Source organism: bacterium CG_4_10_14_0_2_um_filter_33_32, from assembly GCA_002792735.1.
In the GTDB taxonomy this organism is placed as follows: Bacteria; Patescibacteriota; CPR2_A; order CG2-30-33-46; family CG2-30-33-46; genus CG2-30-33-46.
On record PFOW01000070.1, the window covers coordinates 23,809 to 30,657 of the forward strand.

The following is a 6,849-nucleotide window of genomic DNA, read 5'->3' on the forward strand; positions in this document are numbered from 1 at the left end:
TATCTATGGATTTTAGGAAAAGAATGCAGTATAGCATAAATGTAGCGCCATATGCTTGTATTACTGGTATTGTTTATATGATCGTAATATTTATTATTATCGAAATTCTTGATAAAACCCCTCAAGGACGTAGTATTCTAGATTTTATTCTAAAACCGTTTTTTTCAATTGTCCAAATATTTGCAATACTAAGTATTATAATTGCTATTATGATTGCCAATGAGAAAATGTCTCCTAAAAAATAATTTGACTGAAAAATGATAATTATATAAACTATTATTCTCATCTTTGATGATGATTTTTGAAATAAGGAGGCGATATTATATGTGTATCCCGGAAGAATTAATACCAGATGATTTATTAAGTTATGAAAATGAAAAAGAAGACAATCAAACCACAAGCACAAATAACAATTCTTATAATCCTCCCGATAATTATGATGCAGATTCTTCAGACCCATTTTGGCTTGAGCCGCTAGACGTAATTTAACAATACAGTATAACAAAGCGAATATTCTAAATATAAACACCACAAGAGTCAATTGACTCTTTTTTTATGCTTGACAGTTTTAAGAAGTTTGTATAAGATTATATTTGTTCCGAAGAAAGTAGCTGTCCACGAAGGACTTAATTTGCTACCGAGGGCAGTAACAAATTCTTATTTTTATTGTTATTATCCTCGGTTAAATCCGAGATTTTTTATAAGAAAGGAAAATTAAATGCCAATAACAAAAGAGAAAAAGGAGAAAATAGTTTCAGATCTTACCGATAAATTTAAAAAAGGTAGGGTAGAAGTTTTAACTGACTATAGCGGATTAAGCGTAGCGGATATTACCGATCTTAGAAAAAAAGCTAGGGAGAAGGGTATTGATTATAAGATTGCAAAGAACACTCTTTTTAAGATAGCGGCTAAAAATGCCGGTATATCAGTTGATGAAAACGCTTTTAATCAGCCCATTGCTATTGCTTTTGGTTATGGGGATGAAGTAGATACGCCAAAGGTTCTAAAAGAGTTTTCTGATAGTAATGAAAATCTTCAAATTATCGGTGGAATTATTGAAGGCAATTACGTTAGTAGAGAAAAAATTCTTCAATTAGCAAATTTGCCAAGCAGAGAAGAATTATACGCAAAGATTGTCGGAAGTCTTTCTTCGCCTTTAAGGGGGTTGCTATCAGTGATACAAGGCAATTTAAGAGGATTAGTTTTTGTGTTAAATCAATATAAGGAGAAGGTCGAAAAAGTATAAATAATTAATAATAAAAATAATTAGTCGATTGCCCGCTCTCACTTACAGTTTTTGGCGGGCTTCGGCTCCGGCAAAAAATATATATTCCGGAGCCTCAGGAGGTAAATATGGCAGAAGAACAAAAACAAGAAGAAACAAAAGAGGAAAAAGTAGAAGAAGTTAGAGAAGAAAAGAAAGAAAAAAAAGCCTCGCCATCTGGAAAATTTAAAGAATTAATTTCTCAAATTGAATCTTTAAGCGCTTTAGAGCTTGCAGATCTTGTTAAGGAATTAGAAGAAAGATTTGGAGTATCTGCAGCAGCTCCAGTAGCGGTCGCTGCAGTTCCTGGTGCCGCAGCAGGTGCAGCCCCAGCAGCTGAAGAAAAAGCTAATTACACAGTTGTACTTGTAGCATCAGGGGACCAGAAAATAAATGTTATTAAGACCGTAAGAGAAATTAATTCAGAGTTAGGCTTAAAAGAAGCGAAAGATTTAGCTGATAATCCTCCAAAAGAAATTAAGAAAGATATTCCAAAGGCTGATGCAGAAGAAGCTAAGAAAAAACTAGAAGCTGCTGGCGCAACTGTAGAACTAAAATAGTTTAAAATTTCTTATTTTAAAAACCGCTTGTCAAACAAGCGGTTTTTTTGTTATTATATTATACTAAACTGGTTGTTGCAGATTGTGCAAATGTGTTCTTTAAAAAGAAAGAAGGTAGTATTATGTATCGGGTTATTGAGAACTGTGCAACTGCCGAACAGCAGAAAATAGAAGAAGCGAAAAAAATGGTTATAGAAAAAGCAAAAAAAGAGACATTATCTGAACAGCTTATAATTGATTTAATCAACTGTTATAAAGTGCACAAACAGGTAGGTCAATTACCCATTGATTTTCAAGATGCAAAAAAAGAAAACTTAGGTTTGATAGTGAAGCAGCTGCTTGATATTGGTTATTATGGAACGGCGATTGAAATAGTGACCAGGAATAATCTGGAAATAAGAATTTCAGAAGATAAGATTATACGGGCGGCATACTATTATGCTCAAAAAGGGAGAAGTGATAGTATATATTCTCTCGTTCATAATTTTCATTTGAGTCTTGGAATCAATAAAGAACTTTATAAGTTAGCGAAGAACCAAGAATCTGGAGACCTATCAGAAATATTAAGCCGCATACGATCTCCTAGATATCTTTGTTTAAGTCGTTCCTAATAGTAACTACGATAGAAGTATCGAATTTTGTTTTTTTGAAGATTGAATATAGGAGAGGTGATATCTGTGAATATGGATGTAAATATATTAATAGAAAAAGCTCAATATTTACCGCTTTCTCCGTAAGAGAAAAAAATAATACAGTGATTGGCGGTACACTGAAGTACTATAAATTTAATAAAACACAATCCAACTAGCGCAAACTGCGCTTTTTCTTTTGAATAAAAAAAGAGCGAACATTTGTTCGCTAAGGTATTGTTATTAAATTTAATATGTGGAAGTATAAAGTTAAGAATGTAAGAGCTAATATATGACTGTCAATACGATCAATAATACCGCCATGTTCTCCTAAAATCCATCCAAGATCTTTTACTCCTATTTTTCTTTTGTACCATGATTCTAATAAATCTCCGCATATACCTGCGGAAGCTGTGAAGAGTCCTAGTAAAGTTAGCTCTATGATAATTCCTGTAATTGTTCTGTATTGTGGGAAAAAGATAACTCCATATATTATTGTGAATATAGTAACTCCAATTATGCCAGTTAAAGCACCTTCCTGTGTTTTATTAGGACTGATAATTGGCGCAAGTTTATTTTTACCGAATTTCTTGCCACCGAAAAAAGCAAAAACATCATTTATAACTGTCGCAAAAACCGCATACATAAATTCTTCTATAAAATATATTCTTAAAGTGGAGGCGGCAATAATCCCTAATAAAAGATAGGCTAGCGGTGGAATTATCAAGAGATAATGAATATTACTATTATTTTTTTCTTTAACTTTCGAATTTATTTCATACATGCTGTACAAAAAAGCCACGATAATAGTTGAATAAAAAACCCATTTCCATATTAGCGTTGCTATTAAGGTAAGCCCCAACAGTAATCCGATTTTTATTCTATTCTTAAGCTTATTATCAAGATTGCTGAGTATATTTCCTGCAAGCAATTTTCTCACATCCTTTTGTAAAAGAGCATTATTGTAAGATATCAAAATTTTTGAACACAAGCAAATATTGTTTCTTTTTTATATTGTTACTTTTGGTAGAATAGATATATGACTAGATCAAAACCAAGGAAATTAGAATTAGTTTTACCTGCCGGTGATTTAAATAAAGCACGATTTGCTTTTAACTATGGGGCGGATGCTTGTTATGGCGGATTGGCAAAATATTCTCTTAGAAAAGCAGAAGTAGATTTTAATTTGGTAACTCTTAAGAAAGCAATAGACCTTGCTCATTGTTTGGGCAAGAAGTTCTATATAACTTTTAATATTTTCGCACGAAATTATAATTTAAAAACCCTTGAATCTGATATTAAAAAAATCTCTAAATTTAAACCTGATGCATTTATTGTTTCAGATCCAGGTATAATAAATTTTATTAAGAAAAATTCTTTAATTCCTATTCATTTAAGCACTCAAGCCAATACAACAAATTGGCAATCAGTTAAATTTTGGAAAGAACAGGGTATAAAAAGGATTGTTCTAGCTAGAGAATTAACATTGAAAGAAATTCAAGAAATAAGAATCAAAGTGCCTGACATAGAATTGGAAATTTTTGTGCATGGAGCAATGTGTATTTCTTATTCTGGTAGATGTCTATTATCTGCAACGATGACAGGTAGGGAAGCGAATCAGGGTAATTGCGCCCAGCCGTGTCGCTGGCAATACAAAATTAAAAATCAAAAATTTTTTCTCGAGGAAGAAAAAAGACCAGGGGAATATTTTGAAATCTCCGAAGACAAAGAAGGCACTTATATAATGAACTCAAAAGACTTGAGATTAATTAAATACTTACCCGATATTGCTAATGCTGGTGTTGTTGGATTAAAGGTTGAAGGTCGTAATAAAAGTGAATATTATCTTTCTACTATTACCGGTGCATATCGAAAAGCAGTAAATGCTTTTTATGACGGTAAATTCAAGAAAATTTTACCAGATGTTTTACGGGAAACAGAAAAGATTGCTCATCGGGATTATACGACAGGTTTTCTTTTTAACGATGCTAAGGATGGAGAGATTTACAAAGATAGGCATCCAATAGAAAATTATAAATTTCTTGGGGTATTGACACAAAATAAAGTTCAATGGCATAAACTTATAGCAAGAAACCAAATCAAAGTTCAAGATAATGTAGAAGTATTAACACCCGACGGCTTTTATAATGATAAAGTAGAGGAAATTATTGATATATCTGGAGAAAGATTAGTAGTTGTTAATCCAAGGCCACCTCAGGAATTTATAAAAATAAGATTGAATAAGAATTATCCAGCAAATTCTATGTTAAGAAAGATTAATTCAATTTAGCTAAACTTAAAACATAGGTGAGTAGCTGTTAAAATATATATAGTTTATTTCTTTAAAGTTTATATAATTAAATAAGTTAATAAGAGGTATCAAATGGATCAACAACAAGAGATCAAAGTTAAAGTGGATGATAAAATTTTAAAAGGAAATTATGCCAATGTGATGTACATAGCTCATGCTAAAGAGGAATTTGTTTTAGATTTTTTAAATATTTTTCCTCCGCAAGGGATTTTGACATCCAGAATCATAACTAGTCCAGGACACACTAAAAGAATTCTAAGGGCTTTGCAGGATAATGTTAAGCAATACGAGGAAAAATTCGGTAAGATTGAAGAGGCAGAGGAACCAAAGAGAGAAATAGGGTTTAAAGTAGATTAATTGAACTTATAAATATAAATTTAGCACCGTATATTTTATATAAAAATACTTTTATTTTTAACTAAATAGTGTATATTGATATTAGATAATTTCTGATGAACACTAAGGAAATTCAAATTTGCAAATTTAATAATTGTTTAAGAATCTAAAGGACGATGTGTTCTTAAAAACGTTTTTTTATTTTCTTAAGAGAAAGGAAAAAGGAGTGGCGAAGAAATTATTTGTTGGTAATCTTCCTTATTCTACTAGCGAGGAACAGCTGACAGAAATGTTTGCTGGTTACGGAAATGTGGAATCAGCGAACATTGTTACAGACAAGTTTTCTGGAAGATCCAGAGGATTTGGTTTTGTTGAAATGTCATCTGATGATGAAGCTCAAAAGGCTATTACGGAATTAAACGGTAAAGAAAACGACGGAAGAAAGCTTATTGTAAACGAAGCAAGACCTAAGCAAGGTTAAAAAACTGCCCTGAAGGGCAGTTTTTTTTATACCCTTTAAAATTTTTACTAATTGTTTAACGAGAGACTTTTTGTTATAATAAAAAATATGAAGAGACCCAAAATTGTTGTTATAGGAGGAGGCACTGGCTCATTTGCTGTATTGTCTGGTTTAAAAAAGTTAAATTGTGATTTGACGGCCGTTGTTTCTATGGTAGACGATGGCGGTTCAACTGGAATATTAAGGGATGAGCTGGGCGTTTTACCGCCAGGTGACGTTAGGCAATGTCTTGTTGCATTATCAAAGTCGAGTAATGTAATGAGGAAATTATTTAATTTCCGATTCAGGACAGGGTCATTAAAAGGACATAGCTTTGGGAACCTTTTTCTTATTTCTTTGGAAAAAGTTACCGGAAGTTTCCGTAATGCTGTTATAGAGGCTTCCAATATCTTAGCAACTAGGGGGAAAGTTCTTCCTGTAACACTGGAAAATACTAGGTTATTTATAAAGATTGATAACGGCAAAATACTTGAAGGCGAAAAGTATTTGGATTCATATGATTTTTCAAATCAAAAAATTAAGCAGGTATTCCTTAAGCCCAAAGTAAAAATCAACCCAGATGTTAAAGATTCGCTGAAAGAAGCTGATTTGGTGGTAATTGCTCCAGGTACATTACATGGAAGCCTTATCCCTAATTTTTTAGTTTTCGGTTTTTCAAGCGCTCTTAAAAATACTAAAGCTAAAATAATTTATGTTTGTAATTTAATGAGTATAGCAAGAGAGAAAGATTTTTTTCTTGAAGATTATGTTGATGAATTAGAAAAATATTTAGGACGATCGTTAATAGATTTTGTTTTGTTTAACATAAGAAAACCGCCAACAAAAGTTCTTTTAGAGTATAAAAAAGAAGGCGAAGAGCCTGTTAAAATAGGGGAAATTCAGCATTTAAAAAATAAAAAGTTTAAAGTGGTAAAAGCGGATTTTATATCCAATCATTTTCGAAAAACATCAAATTCTAAAAATCTAGTAAGACACGATAAGGAAAAATTAGCTAAAGCTATTTTAAAAATATATGGAAAATGATTTTAATGAAGTACAAAAAGATATAGAGCATAAAGCAAATAAGAAACAAAAAAGAAAGAAAAGCAAGGCGCATGTTTCCGGTAAAAGTGTTTTTAAGATCCAGGAAATTATGAATAAGAAAGACAGATAGAGCCTGAATAAGTTACGAAACATTTGAGACTCCTGCAAATAACTAAGGAGTTTCCAATATGCATATCAAAGCCTTG

General features: G+C 31.8%; 9 protein-coding genes. 8 read left to right on the forward strand and 1 reads right to left on the reverse strand.

Features of this window, described 5'->3' with window-relative positions; translation table 11 throughout:
- Window positions 1-5 precede the first annotated feature (5 nt).
- The 4 genes from COX95_04660 (at window position 6) to COX95_04675 (ending at window position 2,435) form a co-directional block, all read left to right on the forward strand.
- Entirely contained in the window at window positions 6-245 is a 240-nt protein-coding gene (locus COX95_04660; GenBank protein ID PIZ85287.1) for a hypothetical protein, read from the forward strand.
- A gap of 473 nt (window positions 246-718) precedes the next feature.
- Window positions 719-1,246, forward strand: coding sequence for a 50S ribosomal protein L10 (locus tag COX95_04665; GenBank protein ID PIZ85288.1), 528 nt, complete (start codon window positions 719-721; stop codon window positions 1,244-1,246).
- A 107-nt stretch (window positions 1,247-1,353) separates the two neighbouring features.
- A complete protein-coding gene (locus COX95_04670) occupies window positions 1,354-1,824 on the forward strand; it encodes a 50S ribosomal protein L7/L12 (GenBank protein PIZ85289.1) in 471 nt (156 codons plus the stop codon).
- Window positions 1,825-1,871: 47 nt separating this feature from the next.
- Window positions 1,872-2,435, forward strand: a complete 564-nt coding sequence (locus tag COX95_04675; protein ID PIZ85290.1) for a hypothetical protein — start codon at window positions 1,872-1,874, stop codon at window positions 2,433-2,435.
- Between the two features lie 247 nt (window positions 2,436-2,682).
- Here COX95_04675 and COX95_04680 read toward each other — a convergent pair whose 3' ends face one another.
- Window positions 2,683-3,450, reverse strand: coding sequence for a hypothetical protein (locus COX95_04680; GenBank protein ID PIZ85291.1), 768 nt, complete (start codon window positions 3,448-3,450; stop codon window positions 2,683-2,685).
- Window positions 3,451-3,492: 42 nt separating this feature from the next.
- Here COX95_04680 and COX95_04685 point away from each other — a divergent pair, with 42 nt between their 5' ends.
- The 4 genes from COX95_04685 to COX95_04700 all read left to right on the forward strand — a co-directional run bounded on the left by COX95_04685 (window position 3,493) and on the right by COX95_04700 (window position 6,643).
- On the forward strand, window positions 3,493-4,743 hold the full coding sequence (locus tag COX95_04685; protein ID PIZ85292.1) for a peptidase U32: 1,251 nt from the start codon (window positions 3,493-3,495) through the stop codon (window positions 4,741-4,743).
- A gap of 93 nt (window positions 4,744-4,836) precedes the next feature.
- A complete protein-coding gene (locus COX95_04690; protein PIZ85293.1) occupies window positions 4,837-5,121 on the forward strand; it encodes a DUF3467 domain-containing protein in 285 nt (94 codons plus the stop codon).
- Window positions 5,122-5,326: 205 nt separating this feature from the next.
- Window positions 5,327-5,581: an RNA-binding protein gene (locus COX95_04695; GenBank protein ID PIZ85296.1), complete on the forward strand. Its 255-nt coding sequence runs from the start codon at window positions 5,327-5,329 to the stop codon at window positions 5,579-5,581.
- A gap of 87 nt (window positions 5,582-5,668) precedes the next feature.
- A complete protein-coding gene (locus COX95_04700) occupies window positions 5,669-6,643 on the forward strand; it encodes a hypothetical protein (GenBank protein PIZ85294.1) in 975 nt (324 codons plus the stop codon).
- Window positions 6,644-6,849: the final 206 nt, after the last annotated feature.

Excerpts from the sequence above, each read along its gene's own strand:
- COX95_04685 (PIZ85292.1), top strand. The coding sequence starts at position 3,493 with ATGACTAGATCAAAACCAAGGAAATTAGAATTAGTTTTACCTGCCGGT.
- COX95_04690 (PIZ85293.1), top strand. The coding sequence starts at position 4,837 with ATGGATCAACAACAAGAGATCAAAGTTAAAGTGGATGATAAAATTTTA.
- COX95_04665 (PIZ85288.1), top strand. The coding sequence starts at position 719 with ATGCCAATAACAAAAGAGAAAAAGGAGAAAATAGTTTCAGATCTTACC.
- COX95_04670 (PIZ85289.1), top strand. The coding sequence starts at position 1,354 with ATGGCAGAAGAACAAAAACAAGAAGAAACAAAAGAGGAAAAAGTAGAA.
- COX95_04660 (PIZ85287.1), top strand. The coding sequence starts at position 6 with ATGGATTTTAGGAAAAGAATGCAGTATAGCATAAATGTAGCGCCATAT.
- COX95_04700 (PIZ85294.1), top strand. The coding sequence starts at position 5,669 with ATGAAGAGACCCAAAATTGTTGTTATAGGAGGAGGCACTGGCTCATTT.